The organism is Mesorhizobium sp. ES1-3 (assembly GCF_020164795.1).
Taxonomy (GTDB): domain Bacteria; phylum Pseudomonadota; class Alphaproteobacteria; order Rhizobiales; family Rhizobiaceae; genus Mesorhizobium.
In genome coordinates, this window is the sequence record NZ_JAIUGW010000005.1 from 98,891 (window position 1) to 123,589 (window position 24,699).

Consider the following 24,699-nt stretch of genomic DNA (forward strand, 5'->3'; position numbering starts at 1 on the left):
CCTCACAAATGAAGCATGATGTTTTCCGACGCCTTCATGGCGATCGCCGACCCCAACCGGCGCCATCTTCTGGAAGAACTTCGACGCGGTCCGAAGACCGTCAACGAATTGGCGGCCGGGCTGCCAGTCTCCCGCCCGGCCGTATCACAGCATCTGAAAGTGTTGCTCGACGCCGGACTGGTCAATGCCAAACCTGAAGGCACGCGGCGTGTCTATACGGTGAGCAATGCCGGCTTCCTGAGACTCAACATCTGGCTCGATCAATTCTGGGAAGCCTGATCAGTTCTCGACGCCGCACCCGACCCGCTGGTTCAGGACTGCGAATTCACGAAAGCGTCGAGCGCGTCTAGCAGTTCGCCCGTTCCATGCTCGCGCGTGGCCGGGGTGTCGTGGCCATCGAAGAAGGCCCCCTGCTCCGTCATCACAAGCCGCGTGCCGCCGCTTTCCGCCACAAATTCGATCGTCGCCAGCGACACCGAGACACGGGTTTCGCCGAACAGCAACTCATAGCTATAGACGATGCGCTGGTCCGGCACGATGTCCTGATAGACCGCGTTGAAGAAATGCATCTGCCCATCGCTCGGGCAGCCGGCATTGACCTCCTTGCCGCCGACGCGGAAGTCCATCTCGTGCCGGCTTGGCGCCGGGTCATGGGGATCGACGAACCAGCGCCGCTTGGCATCCGGGCTGCTGAACGCGGAGAAGACTTTCGCCGGTGCCACCGGATAACTCCGCTCGACGACAAAGGTGGAATGGACAACGGATCGTTCAGTCATGAAACCTTCCTCGATCTTCGACATGACATATTCCTCTCTAGCTCTCGGCCAGGAAATCGCCGAGCCGATCCAGCCGGCGCTCCCATGACAGGCGCCGCTCATTGATCCAGTGCTCGGCCGCTCGCAGCGCCTTCGGATCGATCTGGCAGGTGCGCACCCGCCCGACCTTCTGCGTGCGCACGAGGCCGCTCGCCTCAAGGAGGTTGAGGTGCTGGACGACCGCCGACAGCGACATCGCCAGCGGCTCGGCCAATTGGCTCACCGAGGCGGGGCCGCGTGACAACCGGTCGACCATCTGCCGTCGCGCCGGATCTGCGAGCGCCTGGAACATCAGGTCGAGCTGGGCCGGATCGTGCAACACGCGATCAGCCGTTGTTGTAGGGGAAGAACTTGAAATAGGGCTGCGCCTCCTCGATCACCCTGATGAAGGCGGCGCGCTGCAGCAAGCGGTCGTGATAGCGCTTCACGGCGGGATAGTTGTCGCCGAACGGCTCGACCTTGTTGGCGTAGAAGAGTGCCGGAGACGCCGCGCAATCGGCCATGGTGAAGGCATCGCCCACAGCCCATTCTCTCGACTGCATCTCCCGTTCGATGATGGCGTAGGAATTGCGCAACTGGCCGCGCGCCTGCTCGACACCGAATGGATCGGTCTCGCCCTGCGGCCGCAACCTGTCACCGACGATCTTTTGCATCGGTTCCTGCACATAGAAATCATAGAAGCGGTCGGCCTGGCGGACCGCCAGCGCCAGGTCGATGTCGGCGGGAACGAGGTCGATCGGTCCCGGATAGTGCGCGGCCAGATATTCCACGACGATGGTCGATTCCAGCACCGTGCGGTCGCGCCTATCGTCGCGCAGCGCCGGCATCTTGCCGGTCGGCGAAATCTTCAGGAAGGCCGCGCGCGATTGCTCGTCGCCAAGGTCGACGATGACCGGCTCGAAGGCCGTGTCGTTCTCGTAGAGCGCGATCAGCGGCTTCCAGCAGAAGGAAGCCAGCGGATGGAAATGCAGGATCAGGGACATTCTTGTTCTCGTCTGTTTTTGCGGCAACACTGAAGCATTCACTTAACTATTGCGGCAAGCCTCGCTCGTCAAGGCTCACCCGCGAAGTCTCAACTGGATCGGAAGTGCGCGACGATGGCCTCTGGCCACCGAGGCCATCGCGCCCATGATCAGCAGCAGCACCGGATTTATGGCCCCCCTCATCTGCTTGCATTTTGCAATCGGTTGCACGATACTAAGACCGATACGATAATGCAACCGGTTTTGTGGAGAAAAATCGAATGACCCTCGATCGCCGGTCCGGCTGCCCGATCAACCTCTCGCTCGAGGTGTTCGGCGACCGCTGGAGCCTGATCATCCTGCGCGACATGATTTTCGGCGGCAGGCGCCATTTTCGTGAACTGCTCAACGGGTCGATGGAAGGTATTGCCTCCAACATCCTCGCAGACCGGTTGAAGCGGCTGTTGGAGCTCGGCATGCTGACCAAGGCGGACGATCCCAGTCACAAGCAGAAGGCGATCTACAGCCTGACCGAGATGGCCATCACGCTGGTGCCCATCCTGGCCCATCTCGGCGCCTGGGGCCGCGTCTGGCTGCCGACCAGCGAGGAACTTTCGATCCGCGCCGAACTCCTGGAAAAGGGCGGACCGCCGATGTGGGAGAAATTCATGGACGAGTTGCGCCATGAGCACCTCGGCACCCCCCTCGATGCGCCCGGCCCCTCTGTCCGCGCGACGCTGCAGGCCGCCTATGAGGCGGTCGTCGCCGAAAAGGCCCGCAGCGCCGGCCCGGCCGCCTGACCAACTATTTTCCCCGTTGAGAGGCCGGCTCTGCTACAAGGGACGGAAATCACACGTGACGGGATTGGATAGACTCTTGGTTGAGAACTCTAGGGACACTGCCCGCGCGCGTGCCGACCTGCGCTTCAAGAAGCAGGAAGAGGCGGCGACGGTCCGTCAGAAGGCCATGGCCGAGTATGTCGCCGAGAGCGACGCCCGCAAGGCCAAGACCGACAAGCTGCGGGCGCTGCGGCTCGCCAAGGAAGCCGAAGATCTGGCCAACACGCCTGCCGCCCCCGCCAAGAAGCCGGCCCGCGCCAAGAAAAAGTAACGCTCCCGCCTCTCCGCCAATTCCTCGCCTTGAACCGAGCGGTCGTGACGCCATCGGACAGGTGCGCCTTCATCCCGCTGCTTCACGGGAAGCAATTTCAACCAAAACCGGGATTGCCTCGCCCGGCTGGCCGCCGATGATCGGGTTATTCAACAGGAGATTGCCATGACCGCGTTGTCGCTCGAAAAAGCCGTCGAGATCATCAATGCCGCCTTCGCCAGCGGCACCGATCTCAAGCTCAAGCCGCTCGGCGTCTCGGTGCTCGACGCCGGCGGACATCTGGTCGCCTTCCAGCGCCAGGACGGCGCTTCGTTCCTGCGCCCGCAAATGTCGGCGGGCAAGGCCTATGGCGCGCTGGCGATCGGCATGGGCTCGCGCAAGGTCGAGGCCTTCGCCAAGGAGCGGCCGCATCTGGTTGCCGGCATTTCCGACGTGTCGGGGGGACGCGTGCTGCCGGTCGTCGGCGGCGTGCTGATCCGCGACAAGGCCGGCGCGATCATTGGCGCCGTCGGCATTTCCGGCGACACGTCGGACAATGACGAGGCGGCCGCGATTGCCGGCATCGAAGCCGCCGGCTTCACCGCCGATCCGGGCTGAGGCTCAATTCAAATTGATGTCGCGGCTGGCCGACCGCATCGACACCGCGAAACCGGCCATCACGTCGAACAGCGCGATGATCATCAGCGTGAAGAAGATGGAGTGCGCCGCACCTTTCACCAGCAGGAACTCGACCAGGAAAGCGACGAAGACAAGCGTCGACAGGAGATGGTCCATGATCGACGCCGTGGTCGTGCGCGCCGACTTCACCATTTCGAGGAACAGGAAGATCAGCCCGATCAGCACGATCAGGTCGCCGAGCGTCATCGAGAACACGCCGCCCGACATCATGCGGAACGAGAATATCTCGCTCGCCCACGGATCGTCGCCGCCGCCGAATATACCGAGCAGGCCGAGATTGTAGAGCACGAAAGGCACGATCAAAAGCGGGACGGCACCGAACATCTGGCGTCTCCATATATGGGGGCACCTTCTGTAGAATGCGCCGCAGGCACGGCGTCAAGATTTTTCGTGCGTGGCCGCAAACACGGTCGAAGACCGGATGCAACAACCATGTCAGCCGGTTGCCCGGCCGACATGGAAAAACGAGAGACGAAAGCTCAGCGCTTGAAGTAGCCGGCGTGTACGGCGAGCCAACGCAAAAAGACCGGCTAGAGGCCGGTCTTTTGTAACTCTAACCTTCGGAAAAGCTGGGCTCAGCTTTCCTTGGGCGTCAGCACCTGGCGACCGCGATACATGCCTGTCTTCAGGTCGATGTGGTGCGGGCGGCGCATTTCGCCGGAATTCTTGTCCTCGACATAGGTCGGGGCCTTGAGGGCGTCGGCCGAGCGGCGCATGCCGCGCTTGGACGGAGAGGTTTTGCGTTTCGGAACGGCCATGGATATGCTCCACTACATGGTCAAAAGCCCCGCCCGCCCTCGTGAAAGGGCCATGTCGGGGCCTAAATCTGAGAAAGTCGGGTGCCTATACACGCCTGACACCGTTTTGGCCAGCACTGCGGTGAATCTTTTTTGTGGCGGCTATTCCAGGCAGCCGACATAAGCGCCTGAGCGGCCCGCGCGCCGCTCGATCAGGTTGGCGAGTCGTCGGAGGCCCGGCCCGGGTTTTGCCGGATTGCGGGCGATCGGATTGGGCAGCGTGACGGCGAGCAACGCGGCCTGCCGGCGCGACAACTGCTTTGCGGAAATGCCGAAATGGTGCTGCGCCGCCGCCTCGATGCCGTAGATGCCCGGCCCCCATTCGGCGATGTTGAGATAGATCTCCATGATGCGCCGTTTCGACATCACCGCGTCGAAATAGACGGCCAGCGGCAGTTCGACGATCTTGCGCACGCTGCCCAGCGGCCGCGACCAGAGGAACAGGTTCTTCACCGTTTGCATGGTGATGGTCGAGGCGCCGCGCGTCGCCTCGCCGGCCAGCGCATCGTCGACGACGCTCCTGAGCTCGCCGAGATCGACGCCGCGGTGGAAGCAGAACTGCCCGTCCTCCGACATGATGACCGAATGGGCGAGCACGGGCGCCACGTCATCAATGGAAACCCAGCGCCGGTCGTAGCCGGAGAAGGTAGCAAGGTCCTTCAGCATCAGCGTCGATACCGGATGCACGAAGGACGGCAGGTAGAGAAAGGTCAGTGCCACCGGGATAAGCGCCAGCACGGCGGCCACGACGATGCCACGCCGCACCCAGCGCCTGAGACTGCGGCGGTTCACGCCTCGCGATCTCGTCGCCATGTCCAGCTTTTCGGTATCATGATCGACGATCGGTTCCGCCAAGCCGCCCAACCCGTACTTCTCCTTGCTCCGGCATAATGGCGCTTGCCTTCTTGCGCAACGTCTGAGTGTCGGCTACCGGTCCCGGCCATGACGAATGAGGACGAAATGGCGTTCGAAAGGGCGCTCATCAGGCGCGCGGCCGCCGTCGAGGTGATGCTGCGTCGGTTGCTCGACGATCGCCCGCTATCGGGCGAGATCGCGCGGCCCGATCGCCTGATGGCGGCGATGCGCCATGGCGTGCTGAACGGCGGCAAGCGCCTGCGCCCCTTCCTGGTCATGGAGAGTGCGGGCCTGTTCTCCGCCGATGGCGAAGCGGCGCTGCGCGTCGCGGCGGCACTCGAATGCGTGCATTGCTATTCGCTGATTCATGACGACCTGCCGGCGATGGATGACGATGACCTGCGCCGCGGCCAGCCGACCGTGCACAAGGCCTTCGACGAGGCCACCGCAATCCTGGCCGGCGACGCACTGCTGACGCTCGCCTTCGATATCCTCGCCGCCGAAGCGACCGCGCTGCCGGCCGAGCGGCGCGCAGCCCTTGTGCTGGCGCTGGCCCGCGCCGCCGGGGCCGGCGGCATGGTCGGCGGCCAGAAGCTCGATCTCGAAGCCGAGCAGGTGCGACCGGACGAGGCCGGCATCATCCGGCTGCAGGCGATGAAGACCGGGGCCTTGATCCGCTTCGCCTGCGAGGCGGGTGCAATCCTGGCCGGCGCACAGTCGGATGACCGCGAACGGCTGGCCGAGTTCGGGTCGGCGATCGGCCTTGCCTTCCAGCTCGCCGACGACCTGCTGGACTTGACGGCCGACGCCAGGCAGATGGGCAAGGCGACCGGCAAGGATGCCGCCGCCGGCAAGGGTACGCTGGTGGCCTTGCACGGCGCGGATTGGGCACGCAAGCAGCTCGACGGCCTCGTCGGCCAGGCGCACGCGCTGCTCGAACCCTATGGCGAAAAGGCGGCCCTGCTGAAGGCCGCCGCGACCTTCGTGGCAACCCGCGACAGCTGACGGCAGGCCCCTATCGGGTCGCGCATTGCACCTGTGGTTGTGCCAACGAAATCTTAATGTAAATGAAGCGTAATCCCAATTCTTAGAATGCGTATGTGTTGGGGTTGCGCATGCCGGAATATTCTTCCTTCATCCGGTCCGTCCGGATACGTTATCTCTCAGGATTGTTGGTTTTCGCGCTGACTTCAGCCGCCATCATGGGTGCGCTCAATCGCGTCAATTCCTTGCGCCATGAAATCGATGCGCTGAGCAGCAACCTCGTCGTTTTCACCCGCGACCTGCGCAACGCCACCAGCTTCGCCGAGACAACCGGTTCCGCCTGGCGGATCGAGACGCGCGATGCGCTGACGGCTTCGGCGCGCGACCATTCCGAGCGTCTGACCGGCGAGATCGAGACGCTGACCGCACAGCTGGCCGCGATACGTCCGCGCCTGTCGGCCAAGACCGTCGATGAGCTCGCGGCCGCTTCCGTCAATGGCGATCTGTTCTGGTCGCCGCGTGACATGGTTCGCAACTTCAACCTGATGTCGGTGGCGCAAAAGACCGACGAATGGAGCTCTCGCGAAATCCGCAACCAGAACGACCTGTTCGTTCAGCCCATGCTGGTGCGTGTCCGCACCGCCATGGACGACGAACGCCATCTGGCGGACGCCTCCAGCGACCGGCTGCTATTATGGGCGAGCGGCCTGTTGTTCGCCGTCCTGGCCATCGTCGCTCTCTGGATCTTCCGGCCGATGGAACAGGCGATCCGCCGCGCCTTTGCCCAGTCGGCCGAATCCTTGTTCAAGGCAGAGGCCGCCGACCGCGCCAAGTCGGAATTCCTGGCCAACATGAGCCACGAGATCCGCACGCCGATGAACGGCGTGCTCGGCATGGCCGAGTTGCTGGCCAAGACCGAACTGAACCCGCGCCAGAAGACCTTCACCGACGTCATCGTCAAATCGGGCAACGCGCTGCTCACCATCATCAACGACATTCTCGATTTTTCGAAGATCAATGCCGGGCAGCTGACGCTAGACCCTGCTCCTTTCCGCCTCTCGGAAGCGGTGGAGGATGTGGCGACGCTTGTCTCGGCGCGTGTCGCCGAGAAGAATCTGGAACTCATCGTGCGCGTCGACCCCAGGCTGCCGGCCTATGTCGTCGGCGACGCCGGCCGCTTTCGGCAGATCGTCACCAACCTGGTCGGCAATGCGGTCAAATTCACCGAGAAGGGCCATGTGCTGATCGATGTAGGCGGCGAAACCGTCAACGACATCGTCCAGCTCAAGCTGCGCGTCGAAGACACCGGCATCGGCATCCCGGCAGAGAAATTGCAGAACGTGTTCGAGAAGTTCGCCCAGGTCGACGGCTCCTCGACTCGCCGTCACGAAGGCACCGGCCTCGGACTCGCCATCGCCGCCCGTCTCGTCGACCTGATGTCCGGCAAGATCGGCGTCGAAAGCGAGATCGGCCGCGGCTCCGTCTTCTGGTTCGCCGTGCCGCTGCCGGTCCATCGTGCCGAGGCGCGCGACGCGATCGTGCCGGTGGACGTCACCGGCGCGCGCGTGCTGGTCATCGATGACAATCCGGTCAACCGCGAGATCCTGCTCGAACAGCTCAGAAGCTGGAGCTTCGACTGCGCCGCCGCCGAAAGCGGCGCGGTGGGCCTCGCCTTCCTCGATCGCGCCTGCCAACTCGGCGCCAGCGTCGATTGCATCATCCTCGACTATCAGATGCCTGGCATGAACGGCGCCGATGTCGCCCGGGCCATCGCCGCCGACAGCCGGCTGTCCACCATTCCGGTCGTTATCCTGACCTCGGTCGACCAGGTCGATTTCGGCAAGATGATCATTGATTTCGGCATTGCGGCGCATCTGACCAAGCCGGCGCGGTCGGCGGTCCTGCTCGGCACGGTCATCTCGGTCATCCAGAAAGCGCGCTCGCAGGTCGGCAAGGCGCGGTTCGTTCGCGAGCCGGTCCAACCGAAGCCTCAGACGACTCCGCCGGCCTTCACGGTTATCCGGGGCCCCGCCGTACCAGCCGCTCCGGTGCCAGACTTGAATGCCGCGCCGAACAGCCCGATCGACATCCTCATCGCCGAGGACAATGACGTGAACCAGATGGTGTTCGGCCAGATCCTCAATGGGCTCGGCCTGAGCTACCGTATCGCCGGCAATGGCCGCACCGCGGTCGAGATGTACCGGTCGCTGCATCCGAGACTGGTTCTGATGGACGTGTCGATGCCGGAAATGAACGGCTACGAGGCGACACGCGCCATCCGGGCGATCGAGGCGTCGTCGGGAGGCCACATCCCGATCATCGGCGTCACCGCCCATGCGCTGAAGGGCGACCGCGACAAGTGCATCGAGGCCGGCATGGACGACTATCTGCCCAAGCCCGTTTCGCCCGATCGCCTCGGCGCCAAGATCGGCACATGGCTCAGCGAGACGGTGGTGGCCAAGACGGCCTGACCACCCATCAACGCCTCAGACGGCTGCGTCCAGATGAAAGCGGCGCATCCAGTCCAGGCTTGTCTCGTCGGCGAGCTTCGCCACGCCGGGCCTGACATGCTGGGCATCCGGCGCCCGGACGCCCAGGGCTTCGCAAATGCGTAGCAATGCCGCGGCCGGCTCGGCGGCAAGGCGCTCATAGCCGATCCGCAATGGCGCTATGCCCTGTTGCGCGAACCAGGTGTTCCAGGCCATATCATAGGCTTCCAGCTCGTCGACCTCGCCCTTGATGCGCTCGAAATCATAGTGAGGTTCCCTGGCAGGCCCCACCCTTTCGATTTCGGCTCCGTCGGGGGCGATATGCCAAAGACCGGTTTGCTGTGCCTTGATCAGGGAGACAGCCTGCGCGAGCTTGTTTTCGCGAGACAGGTGTATGTAGAGGACACGGCCAAAAGCCTTCTCGAAACGCGCTTTGTCCGACGCAAGCCCCGCAAAAATCCGGTCGAGGATCGCGGAAAGCTCGTCCAGATTTTCCCGCATCAGGCGCAAGCCGAAGATTTCAGTGCCACCCTTCCCGGCAGTGATTGCCGCATTGAGATAGGCAAGCTGGAATTCAGGCTCGCCCATCGTGTCGCGAGCCGGCAGTCCCCAGTCCTCGGCCCACTCCGATATATCCTGCCTCCGATAGAATGAGTGGGGATCGCCGGTCGTTCCGGTGGCCGCCAGCAGCTTGCACAGCAAAGTGCTGCCGGTTCTGGGCGTGCCGCAGAGGATGTATCCGTCGAACATGGGCGCTCGCGCATGACAGGGCTGCTGCCCAGGGGAAGATGGTGGCCGCCGCTATAGCTGAAATCGTTGCTGGATGCGACGGGCGCCGTCTTCAAGCCCTTACCGATTGCGCACCACCACGCATGCGCCACCGACGCCTTGCAGTTTCTGGCAGATGACATTGGCGGCGGCGCGGTCGTCGATCCCGATCCTGACGGCGTAGATGCCGCGCCGGCCGATCGGCGTGCGCACCCGGCTCACCACCGGATCATGCCCGGCAAGCAGGGCCGGAAAACGGCCCCGCACCCTGAGCCATTGGCTGATCGCGGCGCTGCGACGGAAATTACCCGCGACCTGGACGCCCCATGGCTTGATGTTGATCGAGGCCATCGCCACGGTCTTCGACATGATCACCGGCAGCTTGCGGCAGGCGACCGCGAAATCCAGCTTGGCATCGAGTGGCTCGACTTTTCCGGCATAGCCGCGGTCAGTGAACTTGTCGACCGGCTCGCCCATCACGTCGAACACATAGCTTTCCGTCTCCATCGGCAGGAAGCCGCCGGAATTCAGCCAGCGCGACACCCGGCTCTCACCGGCATTGTAGGCCGCCGCCGCCAAGCCGAGATTGCCATAGCTGGTCTTCATTTCGGCGAGATATCTGGCCGACGCCGGGATCGCCTGGTTGATGTCGAAGGAGTTTTCCAGCCCCCGCATCTTGGCGGTCCCCGGCATGAACTGGGCGATGCCTTCGGCGCCGACGGGGCTCACGGCATTGGGATCGAAACGGCTTTCCTTCCAGATAAGGCGGGCGAAGAAGTCCCGGGGCAAACCGTTCTGGTCGGCATGCGCCTGGATCAGGTTGCAGACCTTGTCGATCAGCCGCTGCTTGGCCGATTGCGGCGGATCGGCCTCGGCAAGCGTCGACAAGGCCATGCCGCACAGGAAAATCAGCGTCGCCCAGGGGAAACGCCGCATTTGACCTACTCTGCCGCGGCCTTGCCGCCCTGACCGAACCTCTGTTCGATATAGTCGGCGACCATTTTCTCGAAATCCGCCGCGATCGACGGCCCGCGCAGCGTCGCCGCCTTCTTGCCGTCGACGAAGACCGGCGCGGTCGGCGTCTCGCCGGTGCCGGGCAGCGAAATGCCGATATCGGCATGCTTGGATTCCCCCGGGCCGTTGACGATGCAGCCCATCACCGCGATCTTGAGGTTCTCGACGCCCGGATATTTCTCACGCCACACCGGCATGTTCTTGCGCAGGTCCGCCTGGATGTTTTGAGCCAGTTCCTGAAACACGGTGGAGGTGGTGCGGCCGCAGCCGGGGCAGGCCGCGACGATCGGCACGAACTGCCGGAAGCCCATGGTCTGCAGCAGTTCCTGCGACACCTGCACTTCGCGGGTGCGGTCGCCATTGGGCTCCGGCGTCAGCGAGATGCGGATGGTGTCGCCGATGCCTTGCTGCAGGAGGATGCCCATGGCGGCGGAAGAGGCAACGATGCCTTTGGAACCCATGCCGGCTTCGGTGAGGCCGAGATGCAGCGCGTGGTTGGAACGGGTGGCGAGCTCGGTGTAGACGGCGATCAGGTCCTGCACGCCACTGACCTTGGCCGACAGGATGATTTTTTCGCGGCTGAGGCCAATCTCTTCGGCCATCTCGGCCGACAGGATCGCCGACTGCACGATCGCCTCGCGCGTCACTTCCTGCGCCGTCAGGGGGAAACCCTTGTCCTGGTTGTCGTCCATCAGCCGGGTCAACAGCTCCTGGTCGAGCGAGCCCCAATTGACGCCGATGCGTACCGGCTTGCCGTGCTTGATCGCCATCTCGACGATGTCGGTGAACTGCCGGTCCTTCTTGTCCTTGAAACCGACATTGCCGGGATTGATGCGGTACTTGGCCAGCGCCTCGGCGCAGGCCGGATGGTCGGCCAGCAGCTTGTGGCCGATATAGTGGAAGTCGCCGACCAGCGGCACATCGATGCCGAGCCGCAACAGTCGCTCATGGATGCGCGGCACGGCGGCGGCACTCTCGTCGCGGTCGACGGTGATGCGCACGATCTCGGAGCCGGCGCGGTGCAGCGCCGCGACTTGCGCGACCGTCTGGTCGATATCGGCGGTGTCGGTATTGGTCATCGACTGGACGACGACCGGTGCGCCGCCGCCGACGACCACGCCGCCGACATCGACGCCGACCGAAGTTCGGCGGGGGAAAGGTGAAGAAAAATATCCGGTCATGCCGGCAGCCTTTTGTCTCTGAGCGCCATGCGTCTCTTTGGAGCGCTATGCGTCTCTCCGAAGCCCGTGCGTCCGCTTGGACGCACAAGCCGGGTCCGATGCGCTGAAGTCCGGGCATGAGGTGGAGGAGCAAAGATGGCTTGTCAATGGCGACAGGTCGCCACTGGCAGCAATTGGTGCCGGCCAGGGACCTGAAACAGAGCACGACCTGACGGCGGCCGGGCATAAATTGGCCTGACGAATATTAGCTTCGACTTGTGGAAGCGCTGAATTTAAAACCACTGCACCGGCGGCTGGCGCCGCCGGCAAGGAAGACCGCCAGTGGTGAGCGGCTATGTCAGGTGAGGATCAATGCGTGGTTGGTTGCGCCCTCAGTTTCTCAATCGCATCCTTGAGTGCCAGCTTGCGTCGCTTGAGATTTACGATCTCAAGGTCGTCCACCGATGGGTGGTTCATTGCGTCATCGATTTCGCGTTCGATGTCGCCGTGTTTCCGCTGCAACTCATCAAGATGGGATGCAAGAGACATGATTGGTTCTCCCTTTCATGGTTTCCTCGATTGCAGCCGCCAAAGGCACGTCCACCGCAGGTCGCATCTGTGACGGCACGATGACAGTGTGCCACCATCGGGCAGCGATGTCGAATGCTGCGTGGTAGCATTCCACGACAAGATGAAATGTGATATGGGCTGCGCGCCGGTGGCAGAAATTGCCGCCCCCGCCCAATCAGGCCCAGTTTTGGGCGCCGCAGACGTGCAGACGGTAGAGAATGTCCGATCAGGAACAGGCCGATACTCGCCTCGAATTTTCCCGGCTGAAGCAGGAGCACGCCGATTTCGATGCCGCGATCAACGCGATGATCGCCACGAATTGCGACCCGCTGCAGATCCAGCGCATGAAAAAGAAGAAGCTGGCCCTCAAGGACCGGCTGATGAAGCTGGAAGACAAGATCATTCCAGACATCATCGCCTGAGACGCGAGACCCCGCTTGGCACTTTCCGCCTATCCGCCTATCGAAAGCCCGGCGGCGCGGCCGCGCAACAGGCCGATGAGATCGGCGGTCCGCTCCTCCGACGTATCGATCGGAACCACTAGGCACATCGTCGCCTCGACCTTGCCTGGCGCTGAAAAGACCGGTACGGCGAGGCATTTCGTATAGGCGTCGACCAGGCCCGAGGTGACGCAATAGCCGGTCACCCCTGCCTTTGCGATATCGGCGATGAAATCTTCGAGCCGCAGCTTGCGGCCGTCGGGAAGCACGAGATCGTCGTCCGACACCATGGCTTCGATCGCCGCTCTCTCCAGCCCCGCAAGCAGCAGCCGGCCCGAGGCAGTCCAGGGCAGCGGTATCTGCAGGCCGGTGGCCGAACTGATGCGGAACGGCCTGGTGCCGGGGCTGGAATGGACGATCGTGTAGCGGCCGCTCTGCAGCATGCACAGTTCCGAGGTCTCGCCGGTCTCGCGCGACAGATGATCGACCTCCTGGCGCCCGCGCCGCAACAGGTCGTTGCCGCGCACATAGTCCATTCCGTAGAGGTAGAGCTTCTTGCCGAAATAGACGCGGTTGCCGTCGCCGGCCATTTCCAGCAGGCCGGCATCGACCAGCGACCGCACCAGCGTGTAGGTCGTCGAACGCGGCGCATTGACCCCCTTGGCAAGATCGCCAATGCCGATCGCACGCTGCGTCATGTGAAGGAACTCCAGGATCTTCAGGACCCGGTTGAGACCCTTTTCACGGGAGCCCGGCATCTTCTCGTCGGCTGAAACAGCCAAAACGCTACCATCTTGCATTGTCGATTCCCGGTGTTAGTATCTGTCTTGTACAGGATACACGCGTCTCTTGTAAGAGACAATCCTTGACGATCACTGTCGCGTGTATGGCCTGTGCAAAGGGGAACACAACACGAAAGGAGGTCGCCGTGAACGACACATCCGGAAGACGTGATTTTCTGAAATTGGGAATGGCGGGACTGGCCACCGCAGGCGTTCTGGCAACCGTCGATGCCCAGAAGGCAGCAGCGCAAGCCGCATCCGACAGCCTGCTGCGCACGGTGCTTGACCGCGGCAAGCTTATTGTCGGCACCGGCAGCACCAACGCCCCCTGGCACTTCGAGAACGATGCCGGCGAACTGGTCGGCATGGACATCACCATGGGCCGCATCCTGGCCAAGGGCCTTTTCGACGATCCGACCAAGGTCGAGTTCGTCATGCAGGACCCGGCCCAGCGCATCCCGAACGTGACGACCAACAAGGTCGACATCACCATCCAGTTCATGACCATGACGGCGCAGCGCTCGCAGTTGATCCACTTCTCGCGGCCGTATTACGTCGAGGGCGTCGCGCTGCTGACCCTGCCCGGCTCCGAAAACAAGACCTTCGACAAGCTCTTGGCGAACGGCGCCGCCACGCGTATCTCGATCCTGCAGAATGTCGACGCCGAAAGCTCGGTGCATTTCGCCTTGCCGCAGGCGCAGGTGATGCAGATCGACACCCAGGCCAACGTCTTGCAGGCGCTGGAATCCAAGCGCGTCGACGCCGCCGCGGTCGACCTCTCCACAGTGCGCTGGCTCGCCTCGCGCAACCCTGACAAGTATTTCGATGCCGGCAAGAGCTGGTACTCGATGCTTTACGGCGCGGCCGTCAGGCAAGGCGATCTCGACTGGCTGACCTATGTCGACCAGACCTTCACCATCGCCATGTTCGGCCATGAGACGGCGCTCTACGACGCCGCATTCAAGGACTATTTCGGCCAGGAACCGCCGGCACGCCATCCCGGCTTCCCGGTCATCTGACCCAGCCGGGGGAAGAGCGTCTTGAGCGTTCTTCCCCCGCAGCCTATCCTTGAATCGCTCGGCACCGAGAGAGGCGCATGGGCTATACGCTCAATTTCAACCTGATCTGGCGGCATTTCGACAAGCTGTGGGGCGGCCTGCTGCTCAGCCTCGAGCTCGCCGTGATCTCGATCGCCATCGGTGTCGTCATCGGGCTGGTGCTCGCGGTCTGGTATGTCTCGGCCGGACGCGTGGTGCGGGCGGTGATCGCGGCTTATGTCGAGTTCATCCGCAACGTGCCCCTGATCCTGCTGGTCTATCTCGTCTTCTACGGCCTGCCGACCGTGGTCGACCTGTCCTACAGCGCACCAACCTCGTTTGTATTGACCCTGTCGGTCTATAGCGGCGCCTATCTGGTCGAGGTGTTTCGCTCCGGGCTCGAGGCTGTCCCGCGCGGCCAGCTCGACGCCGGCAAGGCGATCGGCCTCACGCCCTGGCAAAGGCTGCTGCATGTGCGCCTGCCGACCATGCTGCGCATCACGCTGCCGGCGCTATCCAATACGTTCATCTCGCTGTTCAAGGACACCTCGATCGCCTCGGTCATCTCGGTGCCCGAACTCACCTTCGGCGCCCAGTGGATCAACTTCAACACTTTCCGCATCGTCGAGGTCTACCTCGTCACCACCGCGATGTATCTGGTGACGGGCTACATCATGCTTTTCGGGCTGCGGCTCGTCGAGCGCCGGTTCAGGGCGGCGCGCTGACATGCTGAGCCAGATCCTCTATGCACTGCCCTTCCTTGCCGCAGGCTTCGCCGTGACCTTGTGGGTCTCGCTGCTGGTCGTGGTCCTGTCGCTCATCGCCGGCGTGCTGCTGGGTGTCGGCCTGGTTTATGGACCAATGCCGCTCCGCTGGGCGGTGCGCATCTTCTCGGACACCATTCGCGGCATTCCGATCCTGGTGCTGATGTTCTTCGTCTATTACGGCCTGCCCGCGATCGGGCTGCATCTGCCGTCCTTCTGGGCCGCGGTTGCCGCGCTCACTCTGTTCAAGACGGCGCAGGTCATCGAGTATCTCAGGGGCGCGGTCGGCTCGATCCCGAAGGGACAGTCCGAAGCCGCGATGGCGATCGGGCTGACCTTTCGCCAACGGCTCACCTACGTCATCTTTCCGCAGGCCTTCAGGCGCTTCCTGCCGCCTTGGATCAATGGCGTCACCGACGCGGTCAAGGGCAGCGCGCTGGTGTCGCTGCTCGGCATCACCGATTTGATGCAGGCCATCAACCAGGTCATCGGCCGCACCTATGAAGCGATGCCGCTCTATATACTGGGCGCGCTCATCTATTTCGCAGTCAACTACGCACTCTCGCTCGCCAGCCGGCGGCTCGAGCGGCGTTTCTCCTTCATCCGGGAATAGCACGATGTCCGAAACCTCGAACGCCAGTCCCGCGCTGCTCGACGTGTGCGATGTCTCGAAAGCCTTCGGCGCAGTCGAGGTGTTGCGCTCCGTCAGCCTTCAGGTGAAGCGCGGCGAGGTGGTGACCGTCATCGGCCCTTCCGGCAGCGGCAAGACCACGCTGCTGCGCTGCGTCAACTTCCTCGAAAGCTACGACAGCGGCTCGATCCGCATCGACGGCAAGGAGGTCGGCTATCGCGAGGCCGGGACGCGCCAGCGCCGCAGCGAGCGCGATCTTGCCGCCATGCGCGCCGAGACCGGCATGGTGTTCCAGAGCTTCAACCTGTTCCCCCACCTGACGGCCGCCGGCAACATCATGCTGGGCTTGACCAAGGTGCGGGGAAAGAGCGAGGCCGAGGCGCGATCGATCGCCGAGCACTGGCTCGGCCGCGTCGGCCTCGCCCACAAGGCCGACAGCCTGCCGGCCGAAATGTCCGGCGGCCAGCAGCAGCGCGTCGGCATCGCCCGCGCCGTGGCCATGGAACCGAAGATCCTGCTGCTCGACGAAATCACCTCCGCCCTCGATCCCGAACTGGTCGGCGAAGTGCTGGCAGTGGTGCGCAGCCTCGCCGAGGACGGCATGACGATGCTGATGGTGACGCACGAAATGGCCTTCGCCCGCGACGCTTCAAGCCGCATCGTCTTCATGGCCGATGGCGGCGTCAGCGCAGTCGGACCGCCGAAGGAGATCCTCGCGGCGGAGACCACCAACGAACGCCTCCGCACTTTCCTGGCGCGCTTCCGCGCCTCGCATTTCTGACGTTGGACGGCCGACGCCGTCCCAAGGAGCCTTCATCCATGACGCCTTATACCAGGCTCGCCGAACTCGGCCTGACACTGCCCGAGCCGCCGACGCCCATCGCCAACTTCGTCACGCACGCCGAAAGCGGCCGGCTGATCTTCCTCTCCGGCCAAGGGCCATTGCGCGCCGACGGTACGCTCTGCACCGGCAAGGTGGGGGAGGATGTGACGGTCGAGCAGGCCTATCAGCATGCCCGCCTGACCGGGCTCAATCTGCTTGCCGTCATGCATGCCGCCGCCGGCGATCTCGGCCGCATCGTGCGCGTCGTCAAGCTGCTCGGCTTCGTCAATGCGACGCCGACCTTCAGCGACCATCCAAAGGTGGTCAATGGTTGTTCGGACCTGTTCGCCGATGTCTTCGACAAGATCGGCGGCCATGCCCGTTCGGCGATCGGCGTCGGCTCGCTGCCTGGAAACATCACCGTTGAAATCGAAGCGGTCGTCGAGATCGCCGCCTGACCTGCCACCCCACGGGATTAGCTCACATGAAAACCTATTCCGACACCGGCTCAAACACCACCATCCGCGAACGGCTGGGCTTGAGGCCGATCATCAACGTCTCCGGCACCATGACCGCGCTCGGCGCCTCGATCATCGTCCCGGAAGCCATCAGCGCCATGGCCGAAATGGCCTCGCAATGGGTGGAGATGGACGACCTGCAGCGTGCCGCGAGCACGGTCGTCGCGCGCCTCACCGGCGGCGAGGCCGGCTTCATCACCGCCTGCTGCGCCAGCGGCATCACCATGGCGATCGCCGGTGCGATGACGGGAACCAGCCTGCTTGCCATCGAGCGTCTGCCCGACGACACCGGCGACCTCAAGTGCGAGGTCGTCATCCAGCTTGGCCACATCGTCAACTATGGCGCGCCGATCGACCAGTCGGTCCGCGTCGCCGGCGCCAAAGTGGTGCCCGCCGGCACGGTCAGCGTCACGCAGGACTATCACGTGCGCGAAGCGATCAACGAGCGCACGGCGGCGGGCCTCTATGTCGTCGCCCACCACACCGTGCAGTACGGCATGCTGTCGCTGGAGGAATTCTGCGAGATCTGCCACGCCAAGGGCGTGCCGGTGATCGTCGACGCCGCGTCCGAATATGATCTGCGCGGCTTCCTCGCGCGCGGCGCCGATGTCGTCATCTACAGCGGCCACAAATTCCTGAGCGGACCGACCAGCGGCATCGTCACCGGCCGCAAGGATTTGGTGCGATCGGCCTATCTGCAGAACCGCGGCGTCGCCCGCGCCATGAAGGTGGGCAAGGAAAGTATCGCCGGCACCATGGCGGCGCTGGAAGCCTGGGAGAAGCGCGACCATACCGGCATCCGCCAGCGTGAGGAGGCGGCACTCAATCTGTGGAAGGATGCGCTGCGGGGACTGTCAGGCATTTCAGCGAACATTATTCCGGACCCGACAGCCAATCCACTCGACCGGCTGCAGATCTTCGTCTCGCCGGAGAGCCGCTTCACCGCGGCCGGGCTCGCCTCGGCGCTTGCCGCCGGCTCGCCGCCGATCATCGTGCGCAACCACGAGGTCGAGCGCGGCCATTTCTTCCTCGACCCCTGTAATCTTCACCCCGGCGAGGCGGAAATCGTCGCCGAACGGCTGCGCGCCGTGCTGACCGCGAAGGAGCGCCCGGCCGACGCGATGAAAATTGCGCGCAAGGATTCGTCGGGCGTTTTGCGCTGGCCGGATTGATCGCCAAACCGACCAACAGTGCCGAAAAGCACCGACTGATCACGCGACCGTGAACAGCCGGATTGCCCACGCGGGAATAAATCGTCTCCGCGACAAGTCTCCTCGACATACGCCAAAGCTGGCGTTGAGGAGATCGGCATGCCCCATCATCGCGAGCACAGCGAACCTGGCTGCGGCGTCAGCCGCCGTCATGCGCTGGCGAGCATGATCGTCATCGGTCACTCCTTCGTGGCGCCCCTCCTTTTCATGGCGCTTGACACTGGTGACGCAGATGAATTCACTTTCAGCAAGGCAGGCGACTTTGCCCTTTTCCGGGAGCTTTGCTGCTGCAAGCCAGGCAAAATCGCTGTCGCATCCTGAGGCGGCACAGCCTGTCCATCCCGGAGGGGATCATGGTGTTGCTTTGAGCGAGAGGGCCCTGGCGGAGCGCTTCAACGAGGTGGTGCTGCCGCATCTCGGCGACGCATTGGCGCTTGCCCGCTGGCTGACCGGCAATGCCGCCGATGCCGAGGACGTCGTGCAGGACGCCTGCATCAAGGCGCATGCCGGCATATCGGGCTATGCCGGCGGCAATGCCCGTGCCTGGCTGCTGGCCATCGTGCGCAACACCTCCTACACCTGGATGGCGCGCAACCGGCCGCGCGGCATGATGGCCGTCGGCGATCTGGGCGATCTCGACGACATGGCCGCCGCCCATGGCACCAGCCTGCCCGACGAGGACGGCCCGGAAGCGAGCCTGATCGCCAGGGCCGATACGGCGGCACTCGAGGCGGCGATCGCTGCCCTGCCGCAGCCGTTTCGCGAAACGCTGGTGCTGCGCGACATCAACGGTCTCAGCTATCGTGAGATAGCCGCCATGCTCGACGTGCCGATGGGCACCGTGATGTCCAGGCTGGCCCGTGCCCGTAGCCTGCTGGCATCTGAACTGTGGAGAGCGCCATGACCGGCCATGACGACGGACTGCCCAATGATCCCGAAGGTATCAGACTGATGATCCACGCCCTTGTCGATGGCGAGCTCGATGCGGCGGCGGCCCTTGCCGTGGAGCGTCGTATCGCGGCCGATCCCCGGCTTGCCGCCGAGCATGCCCGTATCGTTGCCTTGCGAGGCGCGGTCAGCCGCTTGCCACGCCCCGATGTCAGCGATGCCTTTCTGGCCCGCATCGCGGCGATTGGTTTCGCGGGCACCGACCAGCAGGAGCCCGATGCGGCGCAGGCGCAGCGTAGCACGCCGTCGAAGCTCCCGGGATTGATTGCCGGCGCAGGCCAGAGACGGGAGGCGGGGACGCGTCCTTCGCAGGCGCGCACATCGCCAAGGGCACGCCGCTTCGGCTCGTTCGACTGGCGCGCCATGGCGGCGTCGATCATGATCAGCGCGGTGCTGGCCAGTGGAGCGACGCAATGGGTGATGCAGAGTGGCGTGGATGACGGCTTTGCCGCCGCTGTCGCCAGCGGCCATCGCCGCAGCCTGCTTGCCGCGAGTCCCCTCGACATCGTCTCGTCCGACCGCCATACGGTCAAGCCGTGGCTCGACGCGAGGATCGGCGTGTCGCCGCCTGCGCCCGACCTTGCCCAGGACGGCTTTGCCCTCATCGGCGGCCGGGTCGAGGTGATATCAGGCCGGCCAGTGCCAGCACTGGTCTATCGCCACCGTGAGCACCTGATCACTCTCGTCGCCGAACCGCAACAGGGCGGCAAGACCACGCAGCCGGACAATCTTTCCTCGGGCGGCTTCTCGATGGTGCACTGGAGCGACGGCGCTTTCTCCTATTGGGCGATCTCCGACATGGAGCGGCCCGAGCTCGACGACTTCGTCGCCCGCTTCCGCAAGGCGGCGGTGTGAGCCGGATGCGGCCATCGGCATCTCGCCGGTGGCCTGAAATCCTTGCGGCCCCGCGCGAATTCCGCTAAGGCGCGCCTTTGTCGCCGGGGAGCAGAAGCTTGAACGATCAACGCGCCGACGTCGCCATCATCATGGGCAGCCAATCCGACTGGGCGACGATGCGCCAGGCAGCGGAGACGCTGGAGGCGCTTGGTGTCCCCCACAAACGGCTGATCATTTCGGCGCACCGCACGCCCGACCGACTCTATGAATTCGCCAAGGGCGCCAAGGCGGCCGGCTACAAGGTGATCATCGCCGGCGCCGGGGGTGCGGCGCACCTGCCCGGCATGACGGCGGCAATGACGCCGCTGCCGGTGTTCGGCGTGCCGGTGGAATCGAAAGCGCTGTCCGGCCAGGATTCTCTGCTCTCCATCGTCCAGATGCCGGCCGGCATTCCTGTCGGAACGCTCGCCATCGGCAAGGCCGGTGCTGCCAATGCGGCTCTCCTTGCCGCCGCCGTGCTGGCGCTGAACGACGACAAGCTCGCCCAGCGCCTCGACGCGTGGCGCGCCTCGCAAACCGCCAAGGTCGCGGCCGAACCGACGGATACGCCGTGAGCCTGCCCGCCGGATCGACGATCGGCATCATCGGCGGCGGCCAGTTGGGTCGCATGCTGGCGATGGCCGCCGCCCGCCTCGGCTACCGCACCATCGTGCTGGAGCCACAGCCGTATTGCCCAGCCGCCCAGGTCGCCAACCGGCAGATCACCGCCGCCTATGACGACCCGGCCGCGCTTGCCGAACTGGCGGCGGCGAGCGCCGTCGTCACCTACGAGTTCGAGAACGTTCCGGTGGCCGCTGCAACCGCGCTTGCCGCCAGGGTGCCGGTCTATCCGCCGGTGCGTGCGCTTGACGTGGCGCAGGACCGGGTGAGCGAAAAGACATTCCTCAACGGCATCGGCATCGCCACCGCCGCGTTCCATCAGGTCGACACCGACGAGGAACTGACGGCGGCGCTGAAGGCGTTCGACGGCAGCGGCATCCTGAAGACGCGGCGCATGGGCTATGACGGCAAGGGCCAGCGCGTCTTCCGCAACATGGAAGCCGGCGGTTTCGCCGGCACCTGCGAGGCGATGGGCAATGTGCCGCTGATCCTGGAGGCCTTCGTGCCGTTCGAGCGCGAGATTTCCGTCATCGCCGCGCGGGGCCTGGACGGCACTGTCGTCGCCTATGATCCGGCCGAAAATGTGCACCGCGACGGTATTCTGCACACATCGACCTTGCCGGCCGGCATCAAACCCGAAACGGCGGTAGCGGCACGAGTTGCGGCATCGAAGATATTATCCGCGCTCGACTATGTCGGCGTGATCGGCGTCGAGTTCTTCGTGCTGGCCGACGGTTCGCTGCTGGCCAACGAGATCGCGCCTCGTGTCCACAATTCCGGCCATTGGACCGAAGCCGCCTGCATCGTTTCGCAGTTCGAGCAACATATCCGCGCCTTCGCCGGACTGCCGCTCGGCAGCCCCGATCGCCATTCCGATTGCGTGATGGAGAACCTGATCGGCGACGACGTGCTGCGCGTTCCAGCCCTGCTCGCCGAGCCTGATCTTATGCTGCATCTCTACGGCAAAGCCGAGGCCCGGCCCGGCCGCAAGATGGGCCATTTCACCCGCATCAGCCGCCGCGGGTAGAGCAATTCCCGGAAAAGTGTGTAACGGTTTTCCGTCCGGAATTGCGTAACAACCGCTCTAATCAAACGCCCCTATTGCACCTCGTCGCTGTCCTCGCCGGGGCTGGCGCAGCCCGCGTCGCCTTCCTCGCAATGGGCGGAGGCGGCAAGCTGCTTGATGCGAGCATTGGTCAGCCTGGTCAGGCATTGCGAGACCTCCATGGCATGGATGGAGCCACCCTGGCTGGCGGCGGTGGAATGCGTGCACTCGGCGTCCCGGAACGCGATCCAGGCGCGTTGTGCCGCCTGAAGCAATCTCTTGCCGTCGGCATCATCGGAGCCGATCAGGTCCTGATAGGCCTTGTTGAGCCTGGCGTCAGCGGCCTGATAGTCCTCTCCGGCACAGATGTTCATCATTTGCTGGCTGTCGTCGGAGCGGTCGCATTCCTGCGCCCGGGCGGCCGCGCTTGCCGCCAGGACGATAAGGCAGGCGGACAGGAGAATTCGGCGCATGGTCATCCCCAAATCACTTGAAATGAACGATATCATCCCAGCCGGCTGATGGCCGCGCAATGCCACGGGGCCGACATGGCGGATATTTGATGATATCGGGACGCGGAGCACGCTTGCGGTTGACTTACGGTTGACATGGGCAAGGCTCCTCGTTTATGAGCCACCCACCGTTCAAAAGGCGCGTCTTCTGGCGCGCCTTAAAATTTCGACCCGGAACCGGGTTCACACCGACAGGCAAGACCATGAAGATCAAGAATTCGCTCAAGGCGCTGAAGGCGCGTCACCGCGACAACCAGCTGGTTCGCCGCAAGGGCCGCATCTACATCATCAACAAGACCGCCCCGCGCTACAAGGCGCGCCAGGGTTGAGTTCTCGGCCGGAGGCTTTTTGCCTCCGCCCATTGATGTTTGTCGGCCAGCCGACCTTCCCACGCTAAATCACTTTGATGTTCCGCCGCCCGGGAGTAAACTCGGGCAATGCGGATTCCTTTTGTATTTTTGACGACTTTCCTTGTTTCCGGTGTCATCTCCCTGCCGACGCAGGCCGGTGATCGGCCGATCGCGGTGGCAGCCGCGGATGGTCAGTCGGCGCCCTCCGGTGCCCAGCCCGTGGCTCCGGACGCTCCGGCCCCGCCGATGACGAAACAGGCCCGGCTCGACAAGCTGTTCTCCGATCTGAAGCGCGAGCGCAACGAAAAGGCCGCCGAGCGCATTGCCGGCAACATCTGGAACGAATGGTCCCAGTCTGGCAGCGCCTCGATCGACCTGATGATGCAGTGGTCGCAAAAAGCGATGAGCGATCAGAAGTTCGACGTCGCGCTCGATTTCCTGGACCAGGTGGTGACCTTGCAGCCAAACTACGCCGAAGGCTGGAACCGCCGCGCCACCGTACATTTCATGATGAAGAACTACGGCAAGTCGATGGCCGACATCGACCGCGCACTGCAGCTCGAGCCACGCCATTTCGGTGCGCTGTCGGGGCTGGCCCAGATCATGGCGGAGACCGGCCACAAGCAATCGGCGCTCGAGGCCTGGCAGAGAGTGCTGGCCATTTATCCGATGATGCGAAGCGCCCAGAACCAGGTCGCCACCCTGTCGGAAGAGCTTGCCGGCGAAGGCATTTGATAGACTAGGCGGTAGGGGAATAGGCCCCCTACTCCCCTACTCCCCTACTCCCCTACTCCCCTACTCCCCTACTCACCCGTATACCCCGCATGAACCTGATCTATGCCGCGCTGGCCTTCCTGATGGCGCTTGCCCTTGCCCTTGTCGGCGTGACCCGCGTCGGCTCATGGCTGATCGAGCGCCGCGTTCCGCCGATCGGCGAATTCGCCGACATCGACGGCGCCCGCATCCACTATGTCCACATCCCCGCTCCAACCAATGCGGATCTGCCTCCGATCGTCTTCATCCATGGCGCCAGCGCCAATCTTAAAGATCAGATGCTGCCGCTGAGGCCACGGCTCGAAGGGCGGGCCGAAATGCTGTTCCTCGACCGGCCGGGAGCCGGCTGGTCGGGACGCCGTCCCGGCAACGGTGAGGATCCGTCGGCTCAGGCCAACACCATCGCCGCGCTCATGGACCGTCTCGGCATCAAGAAGGCCATCATTGTCGGCCATTCCTTCGGTGGCGTGGTGACGGCGGCTTTCGGCCGCGAGCATGCGGACAGGACGCTCGGCCTCGTCTTCCTGGCACCGGCAACCCATCCCTGGCCGGGCGGCGCGACGTCCTGGTACTACGACCTGACCACCATTCCGGTGATCGGCCGGCTGTTCTCCGAGACCCTGAGCTATCCTGCGGGAACGTTGCGGATGGCTGATGCCACGACCTGCGTCTTCTCGCCCAACAAGGTGCCGGACGATTATCTCGCCTCAGCCTCGATCCCGCTGGTGCTGCGGCCATCGGCCTTTCGCGCCAATGCCACCGACGTGGCCGGGCTCTATCGCTATGCGCTTGGTGCCGCGCCGCACTACAACGAGATCACGGCGCCGACCGTCGTCATTTCGGGCGACCGCGACAAGGTCGTCTATGCGCATATCCATTCCGTTGGCCTGGTGCGCGACATCTCAGGCGCCGAGCTCGTCTGGGTGCATAATCTCGGTCACAAACCCGACTGGATCGCCCCCGACCTCGTTGTCGGCGCCATCGGGAAAGTCGCCGGCAAGGATATCGACCTGGAAGCAATCGCCAGGAAGGTGGAAGCCCGGATTGCCGACGACGCCTATGGCGTGGGCAAATGCGCCGACATCAAGGAACCTGAAGCGGAGCTCGCGCCGACCTGATGCCTGCCATCCGAAAACGGTCATCGCAAGACCCCATCAGGACCTGA

33 protein-coding genes are annotated in these 24,699 nt (G+C 63.9%); 21 read left to right on the plus strand and 12 right to left on the minus strand.

The genetic code is table 11. From position 1 onward, the window contains the following. The first annotated feature begins 15 nt into the window (after positions 1-15). Positions 16-279 carry an ArsR/SmtB family transcription factor gene (locus LB536_RS09725; RefSeq protein WP_140754603.1) on the plus strand — a complete coding sequence of 88 codons (264 nt, stop codon included), beginning with the start codon at positions 16-18 and terminating at the stop codon, positions 277-279. Positions 280-311: 32 nt separating this feature from the next. On the opposite strand, the gene LB536_RS09730 is transcribed toward LB536_RS09725, so the two are convergent. Genes LB536_RS09730 through LB536_RS09740 form a run of 3 tightly spaced genes read right to left on the minus strand, consistent with a single transcriptional unit; the run spans position 312 to position 1,798 of the window. After that, positions 312-776: an SRPBCC family protein gene (locus tag LB536_RS09730; RefSeq protein WP_140809693.1), complete on the minus strand. Its 465-nt coding sequence runs from the start codon at positions 774-776 to the stop codon at positions 312-314. 37 nt (positions 777-813) lie between these two features. Beyond that, a complete protein-coding gene (locus tag LB536_RS09735) occupies positions 814-1,137 on the minus strand; it encodes an ArsR/SmtB family transcription factor (RefSeq protein ID WP_135920007.1) in 324 nt (107 codons plus the stop codon). 4 nt (positions 1,138-1,141) lie between these two features. Then, positions 1,142-1,798 carry a glutathione S-transferase family protein gene (locus tag LB536_RS09740; RefSeq protein ID WP_224591412.1) on the minus strand — a complete coding sequence of 219 codons (657 nt, stop codon included), beginning with the start codon at positions 1,796-1,798 and terminating at the stop codon, positions 1,142-1,144. A 260-nt stretch (positions 1,799-2,058) separates the two neighbouring features. Here LB536_RS09740 and LB536_RS09745 point away from each other — a divergent pair, with 260 nt between their 5' ends. The 3 genes from LB536_RS09745 to LB536_RS09755 all read left to right on the plus strand — a co-directional run bounded on the left by LB536_RS09745 (position 2,059) and on the right by LB536_RS09755 (position 3,484). Then, a complete protein-coding gene (locus LB536_RS09745) occupies positions 2,059-2,577 on the plus strand; it encodes a winged helix-turn-helix transcriptional regulator (RefSeq protein WP_224591414.1) in 519 nt (172 codons plus the stop codon). Between the two features lie 76 nt (positions 2,578-2,653). Then, the gene (locus LB536_RS09750; RefSeq protein ID WP_135863133.1) at positions 2,654-2,887 is read left to right on the plus strand and encodes a hypothetical protein; all 234 of its coding nucleotides are present in this window, start codon (positions 2,654-2,656) and stop codon (positions 2,885-2,887) included. 165 nt (positions 2,888-3,052) lie between these two features. Beyond that, complete coding sequence (locus LB536_RS09755; protein ID WP_224591416.1) at positions 3,053-3,484, plus strand: GlcG/HbpS family heme-binding protein; 432 nt, start codon at positions 3,053-3,055, stop codon at positions 3,482-3,484. Positions 3,485-3,487: 3 nt separating this feature from the next. On the opposite strand, the gene LB536_RS09760 is transcribed toward LB536_RS09755, so the two are convergent. From LB536_RS09760 to LB536_RS09770, 3 genes are all read right to left on the minus strand, one after another. Then, complete coding sequence (locus LB536_RS09760) at positions 3,488-3,889, minus strand: hypothetical protein (RefSeq protein WP_140754613.1); 402 nt, start codon at positions 3,887-3,889, stop codon at positions 3,488-3,490. Between the two features lie 251 nt (positions 3,890-4,140). Beyond that, positions 4,141-4,323, minus strand: a complete 183-nt coding sequence (gene rpmF, locus LB536_RS09765) for a 50S ribosomal protein L32 (RefSeq protein ID WP_008834724.1) — start codon at positions 4,321-4,323, stop codon at positions 4,141-4,143. A 141-nt stretch (positions 4,324-4,464) separates the two neighbouring features. Then, complete coding sequence (locus tag LB536_RS09770) at positions 4,465-5,226, minus strand: biosynthetic peptidoglycan transglycosylase (protein ID WP_224591418.1); 762 nt, start codon at positions 5,224-5,226, stop codon at positions 4,465-4,467. A 78-nt stretch (positions 5,227-5,304) separates the two neighbouring features. On the opposite strand from LB536_RS09770, the gene LB536_RS09775 reads away from it, so the two are divergent. Together LB536_RS09775 and LB536_RS09780 are read left to right on the plus strand one after the other, a co-directional pair. Further along, positions 5,305-6,222, plus strand: a complete 918-nt coding sequence (locus LB536_RS09775) for a polyprenyl synthetase family protein (RefSeq protein ID WP_224591420.1) — start codon at positions 5,305-5,307, stop codon at positions 6,220-6,222. Positions 6,223-6,332: 110 nt separating this feature from the next. Next, the gene (locus LB536_RS09780; protein WP_224591422.1) at positions 6,333-8,672 is read left to right on the plus strand and encodes a response regulator; all 2,340 of its coding nucleotides are present in this window, start codon (positions 6,333-6,335) and stop codon (positions 8,670-8,672) included. 15 nt (positions 8,673-8,687) lie between these two features. Here LB536_RS09780 and LB536_RS09785 read toward each other — a convergent pair whose 3' ends face one another. From LB536_RS09785 to LB536_RS09800, 4 genes are all read right to left on the minus strand, one after another. Then, positions 8,688-9,440 (minus strand): Stf0 family sulfotransferase, encoded by a 753-nt coding sequence (locus LB536_RS09785; protein WP_224591423.1) that lies wholly within the window; start codon positions 9,438-9,440, stop codon positions 8,688-8,690. Positions 9,441-9,539: 99 nt separating this feature from the next. Further along, positions 9,540-10,394, minus strand: coding sequence for a lytic transglycosylase domain-containing protein (locus LB536_RS09790; RefSeq protein ID WP_224591425.1), 855 nt, complete (start codon positions 10,392-10,394; stop codon positions 9,540-9,542). A gap of 5 nt (positions 10,395-10,399) precedes the next feature. Beyond that, complete coding sequence (ispG, locus tag LB536_RS09795; protein WP_224591427.1) at positions 10,400-11,653, minus strand: flavodoxin-dependent (E)-4-hydroxy-3-methylbut-2-enyl-diphosphate synthase; 1,254 nt, start codon at positions 11,651-11,653, stop codon at positions 10,400-10,402. Between the two features lie 348 nt (positions 11,654-12,001). After that, the gene (locus LB536_RS09800; RefSeq protein WP_127278461.1) at positions 12,002-12,181 is read right to left on the minus strand and encodes a YdcH family protein; all 180 of its coding nucleotides are present in this window, start codon (positions 12,179-12,181) and stop codon (positions 12,002-12,004) included. A gap of 239 nt (positions 12,182-12,420) precedes the next feature. Here LB536_RS09800 and LB536_RS09805 point away from each other — a divergent pair, with 239 nt between their 5' ends. Further along, positions 12,421-12,624, plus strand: coding sequence for a YdcH family protein (locus tag LB536_RS09805; protein ID WP_140754631.1), 204 nt, complete (start codon positions 12,421-12,423; stop codon positions 12,622-12,624). 29 nt (positions 12,625-12,653) lie between these two features. On the opposite strand, the gene LB536_RS09810 is transcribed toward LB536_RS09805, so the two are convergent. After that, positions 12,654-13,442: an IclR family transcriptional regulator gene (locus LB536_RS09810; protein WP_224591429.1), complete on the minus strand. Its 789-nt coding sequence runs from the start codon at positions 13,440-13,442 to the stop codon at positions 12,654-12,656. A 128-nt stretch (positions 13,443-13,570) separates the two neighbouring features. Here LB536_RS09810 and LB536_RS09815 point away from each other — a divergent pair, with 128 nt between their 5' ends. The 11 genes from LB536_RS09815 (at position 13,571) to LB536_RS09865 (ending at position 21,880) form a co-directional block, all read left to right on the plus strand. Next, positions 13,571-14,443 (plus strand): transporter substrate-binding domain-containing protein, encoded by an 873-nt coding sequence (locus LB536_RS09815; protein ID WP_140809713.1) that lies wholly within the window; start codon positions 13,571-13,573, stop codon positions 14,441-14,443. A gap of 77 nt (positions 14,444-14,520) precedes the next feature. Beyond that, a complete protein-coding gene (locus LB536_RS09820) occupies positions 14,521-15,186 on the plus strand; it encodes an amino acid ABC transporter permease (protein WP_224591431.1) in 666 nt (221 codons plus the stop codon). A gap of 1 nt (position 15,187) precedes the next feature. Beyond that, positions 15,188-15,838, plus strand: a complete 651-nt coding sequence (locus LB536_RS09825) for an amino acid ABC transporter permease (RefSeq protein ID WP_224591433.1) — start codon at positions 15,188-15,190, stop codon at positions 15,836-15,838. Between the two features lie 4 nt (positions 15,839-15,842). Then, the gene (locus tag LB536_RS09830; protein WP_224591435.1) at positions 15,843-16,637 is read left to right on the plus strand and encodes an amino acid ABC transporter ATP-binding protein; all 795 of its coding nucleotides are present in this window, start codon (positions 15,843-15,845) and stop codon (positions 16,635-16,637) included. A gap of 38 nt (positions 16,638-16,675) precedes the next feature. Then, positions 16,676-17,137, plus strand: coding sequence for a RidA family protein (locus LB536_RS09835; RefSeq protein WP_140809721.1), 462 nt, complete (start codon positions 16,676-16,678; stop codon positions 17,135-17,137). A gap of 26 nt (positions 17,138-17,163) precedes the next feature. After that, a complete protein-coding gene (locus LB536_RS09840) occupies positions 17,164-18,369 on the plus strand; it encodes an aminotransferase class V-fold PLP-dependent enzyme (RefSeq protein ID WP_224591437.1) in 1,206 nt (401 codons plus the stop codon). A 138-nt stretch (positions 18,370-18,507) separates the two neighbouring features. Beyond that, positions 18,508-18,729, plus strand: coding sequence for a hypothetical protein (locus LB536_RS09845; RefSeq protein ID WP_224591439.1), 222 nt, complete (start codon positions 18,508-18,510; stop codon positions 18,727-18,729). Between the two features lie 43 nt (positions 18,730-18,772). After that, positions 18,773-19,312: a sigma-70 family RNA polymerase sigma factor gene (locus tag LB536_RS09850; RefSeq protein WP_224591441.1), complete on the plus strand. Its 540-nt coding sequence runs from the start codon at positions 18,773-18,775 to the stop codon at positions 19,310-19,312. Then, positions 19,309-20,211 (plus strand): anti-sigma factor family protein, encoded by a 903-nt coding sequence (locus tag LB536_RS09855; RefSeq protein WP_224591443.1) that lies wholly within the window; start codon positions 19,309-19,311, stop codon positions 20,209-20,211. Before LB536_RS09850 ends, LB536_RS09855 begins: the two co-directional genes overlap by 4 nt. 98 nt (positions 20,212-20,309) lie before the next feature. Then, positions 20,310-20,807: a 5-(carboxyamino)imidazole ribonucleotide mutase gene (gene purE, locus LB536_RS09860; protein ID WP_027141852.1), complete on the plus strand. Its 498-nt coding sequence runs from the start codon at positions 20,310-20,312 to the stop codon at positions 20,805-20,807. Beyond that, the gene (locus LB536_RS09865) at positions 20,804-21,880 is read left to right on the plus strand and encodes a 5-(carboxyamino)imidazole ribonucleotide synthase (RefSeq protein WP_224591445.1); all 1,077 of its coding nucleotides are present in this window, start codon (positions 20,804-20,806) and stop codon (positions 21,878-21,880) included. Before purE ends, LB536_RS09865 begins: the two co-directional genes overlap by 4 nt. Before the next feature lie 71 nt (positions 21,881-21,951). On the opposite strand, the gene LB536_RS09870 is transcribed toward LB536_RS09865, so the two are convergent. Further along, positions 21,952-22,371, minus strand: coding sequence for a lysozyme inhibitor LprI family protein (locus tag LB536_RS09870; RefSeq protein ID WP_224591448.1), 420 nt, complete (start codon positions 22,369-22,371; stop codon positions 21,952-21,954). A 242-nt stretch (positions 22,372-22,613) separates the two neighbouring features. On the opposite strand from LB536_RS09870, the gene ykgO reads away from it, so the two are divergent. The 3 genes from ykgO (at position 22,614) to LB536_RS09885 (ending at position 24,652) form a co-directional block, all read left to right on the plus strand. Then, positions 22,614-22,739: a type B 50S ribosomal protein L36 gene (ykgO, locus tag LB536_RS09875; protein ID WP_006203764.1), complete on the plus strand. Its 126-nt coding sequence runs from the start codon at positions 22,614-22,616 to the stop codon at positions 22,737-22,739. 108 nt (positions 22,740-22,847) lie between these two features. Next, complete coding sequence (locus tag LB536_RS09880) at positions 22,848-23,495, plus strand: tetratricopeptide repeat protein (RefSeq protein ID WP_140754657.1); 648 nt, start codon at positions 22,848-22,850, stop codon at positions 23,493-23,495. An 89-nt stretch (positions 23,496-23,584) separates the two neighbouring features. Beyond that, a complete protein-coding gene (locus LB536_RS09885) occupies positions 23,585-24,652 on the plus strand; it encodes an alpha/beta fold hydrolase (protein ID WP_224591451.1) in 1,068 nt (355 codons plus the stop codon). Positions 24,653-24,699: the final 47 nt, after the last annotated feature.

Excerpts from the sequence above, each read along its gene's own strand:
- LB536_RS09855 (WP_224591443.1), top strand. The coding sequence starts at position 19,309 with ATGACCGGCCATGACGACGGACTGCCCAATGATCCCGAAGGTATCAGA.
- LB536_RS09840 (WP_224591437.1), top strand. The coding sequence starts at position 17,164 with ATGAAAACCTATTCCGACACCGGCTCAAACACCACCATCCGCGAACGG.
- LB536_RS09870 (WP_224591448.1), bottom strand. The coding sequence starts at position 22,371 with ATGCGCCGAATTCTCCTGTCCGCCTGCCTTATCGTCCTGGCGGCAAGC.
- LB536_RS09845 (WP_224591439.1), top strand. The coding sequence starts at position 18,508 with ATGCCCCATCATCGCGAGCACAGCGAACCTGGCTGCGGCGTCAGCCGC.
- LB536_RS09885 (WP_224591451.1), top strand. The coding sequence starts at position 23,585 with ATGAACCTGATCTATGCCGCGCTGGCCTTCCTGATGGCGCTTGCCCTT.
- rpmF (WP_008834724.1), bottom strand. The coding sequence starts at position 4,323 with ATGGCCGTTCCGAAACGCAAAACCTCTCCGTCCAAGCGCGGCATGCGC.
- LB536_RS09880 (WP_140754657.1), top strand. The coding sequence starts at position 22,848 with ATGCGGATTCCTTTTGTATTTTTGACGACTTTCCTTGTTTCCGGTGTC.
- LB536_RS09830 (WP_224591435.1), top strand. The coding sequence starts at position 15,843 with ATGTCCGAAACCTCGAACGCCAGTCCCGCGCTGCTCGACGTGTGCGAT.
- LB536_RS09725 (WP_140754603.1), top strand. The coding sequence starts at position 16 with ATGATGTTTTCCGACGCCTTCATGGCGATCGCCGACCCCAACCGGCGC.
- LB536_RS09740 (WP_224591412.1), bottom strand. The coding sequence starts at position 1,798 with ATGTCCCTGATCCTGCATTTCCATCCGCTGGCTTCCTTCTGCTGGAAG.
- LB536_RS09745 (WP_224591414.1), top strand. The coding sequence starts at position 2,059 with ATGACCCTCGATCGCCGGTCCGGCTGCCCGATCAACCTCTCGCTCGAG.
- ykgO (WP_006203764.1), top strand. The coding sequence starts at position 22,614 with ATGAAGATCAAGAATTCGCTCAAGGCGCTGAAGGCGCGTCACCGCGAC.
- LB536_RS09805 (WP_140754631.1), top strand. The coding sequence starts at position 12,421 with ATGTCCGATCAGGAACAGGCCGATACTCGCCTCGAATTTTCCCGGCTG.
- LB536_RS09800 (WP_127278461.1), bottom strand. The coding sequence starts at position 12,181 with ATGTCTCTTGCATCCCATCTTGATGAGTTGCAGCGGAAACACGGCGAC.
- LB536_RS09730 (WP_140809693.1), bottom strand. The coding sequence starts at position 776 with ATGACTGAACGATCCGTTGTCCATTCCACCTTTGTCGTCGAGCGGAGT.
- LB536_RS09810 (WP_224591429.1), bottom strand. The coding sequence starts at position 13,442 with ATGCAAGATGGTAGCGTTTTGGCTGTTTCAGCCGACGAGAAGATGCCG.
- LB536_RS09780 (WP_224591422.1), top strand. The coding sequence starts at position 6,333 with ATGCCGGAATATTCTTCCTTCATCCGGTCCGTCCGGATACGTTATCTC.
- LB536_RS09755 (WP_224591416.1), top strand. The coding sequence starts at position 3,053 with ATGACCGCGTTGTCGCTCGAAAAAGCCGTCGAGATCATCAATGCCGCC.
- LB536_RS09790 (WP_224591425.1), bottom strand. The coding sequence starts at position 10,394 with ATGCGGCGTTTCCCCTGGGCGACGCTGATTTTCCTGTGCGGCATGGCC.
- LB536_RS09785 (WP_224591423.1), bottom strand. The coding sequence starts at position 9,440 with ATGTTCGACGGATACATCCTCTGCGGCACGCCCAGAACCGGCAGCACT.
- LB536_RS09835 (WP_140809721.1), top strand. The coding sequence starts at position 16,676 with ATGACGCCTTATACCAGGCTCGCCGAACTCGGCCTGACACTGCCCGAG.
- LB536_RS09825 (WP_224591433.1), top strand. The coding sequence starts at position 15,188 with ATGCTGAGCCAGATCCTCTATGCACTGCCCTTCCTTGCCGCAGGCTTC.
- LB536_RS09775 (WP_224591420.1), top strand. The coding sequence starts at position 5,305 with ATGACGAATGAGGACGAAATGGCGTTCGAAAGGGCGCTCATCAGGCGC.
- LB536_RS09760 (WP_140754613.1), bottom strand. The coding sequence starts at position 3,889 with ATGTTCGGTGCCGTCCCGCTTTTGATCGTGCCTTTCGTGCTCTACAAT.
- LB536_RS09820 (WP_224591431.1), top strand. The coding sequence starts at position 14,521 with ATGGGCTATACGCTCAATTTCAACCTGATCTGGCGGCATTTCGACAAG.
- ispG (WP_224591427.1), bottom strand. The coding sequence starts at position 11,653 with ATGACCGGATATTTTTCTTCACCTTTCCCCCGCCGAACTTCGGTCGGC.